Source organism: Actinopolymorpha sp. B9G3 (assembly GCF_040120725.1).
GTDB lineage: Bacteria > Actinomycetota > Actinomycetes > Propionibacteriales > Actinopolymorphaceae > Thermasporomyces.
The window spans coordinates 1-537 of the sequence record NZ_JBEEAB010000094.1 but is presented as its reverse complement, the minus strand read 5'-3'; the positions used below and the strand labels follow the sequence as shown (position 1 = coordinate 537).

Here is a 537-nt window from a genome sequence, read left to right as displayed (position 1 = left end):
GGGATAGCGGGCGGTGATCGTGGCTGGTCTGCGGTTCACCTCGCCGTCGGGGTCGAGGTCGCGGCGGCGGTTGATGCCCAGCCGGACGAACCAGCGGCCCACCGTCGCGGCCGAGACCCGGTGCCCGTGGGCGGCCAGTTCGGTGGCGATCGTGCGGGCGGACCACTTGCGCTTGCGGCGCCAGGACTCGATCAGCTCCACCACCTCCGGCGCCAGCTGCGACGGCGAGGCGTGTGGCACGCTCGACCGGTCGAGCAGACCCACCTCACCACACCGGCGGTACCGGCCGACCCACTTGGACAGGCACTGCCGAGACACACCAGCCTCGGCAGCCACATGAGCGATCGGACGGGCCTGACACCGCTGAACAAGACGCAGACGGCCAGCAGGAGTCAACGGAGCATTACGGTGGGACACGCGGGTCTCCTTCGGAACAGGACGTGTGGTCAGCGCTTCACATCCTGCCGACGGAGACCCGCCTCAGCTCCTCACAACCCCCACCACCGCGTCACCAACCTCATGAACCGCAACAGCTAG

The 537-nt window shown here is 68.9% G+C and carries 1 protein-coding gene; it reads right to left on the bottom strand.

The window, feature by feature from the left end; translation table 11 throughout:
* The coding region (locus tag ABNF93_RS34735; RefSeq protein ID WP_349332514.1) for a helix-turn-helix domain-containing protein at nt 1–417 on the bottom strand (417 nt) is incomplete at its 3' end.
* Nucleotides 418–537: the final 120 nt, after the last annotated feature.